Source organism: Gemmata algarum, from assembly GCF_034097035.1.
Classification (GTDB): Bacteria; Planctomycetota; Planctomycetia; order Gemmatales; family Gemmataceae; genus Gemmata; species Gemmata algarum.
Map to the genome: position 1 here is coordinate 1 of NZ_JAXBLV010000153.1, position 342 is coordinate 342.

A 342-nucleotide genomic window follows, 5' to 3' on the forward strand; every position below is an offset into this window, starting at 1 on the left:
CACGTACATCCCGACCCGCGAGGGGTGGCTGTACCTGGCGGTGGTGGAGGACCTGTTCCGCCGCCGAATCGTGGGCGGGTCGATGGATCCGACGATGACCAGTCGGTTGGTGGTGGACGCGCTGGAGATGGCGTTGGCCGCTCGTCTCAGGGGGGCTTCGTGTTCGGGTCTGGTGGCGCACTCGGATCGCGGGAGCCAATACGCGAGCGAGCACGACCCGCGTCGGTTGCGCGAGGAGCGGATTACGTGCAGCATGAGCGGCGTCGGTCAGTGCTGGGATAATGCGCCCACGGACAGCTTCTTCGCATCGCTCAAGAAGGAACTGGTTCACGACGAGGACTA

At 65.2% G+C, this 342-nt stretch carries 1 protein-coding gene; it reads left to right on the forward strand.

Annotated features, from left to right (window positions below; genetic code table 11):
- Nucleotides 1–342 (forward strand): DDE-type integrase/transposase/recombinase (locus tag R5W23_RS12265; RefSeq protein WP_320686567.1); only part of this gene is annotated, 342 nt, incomplete at both ends.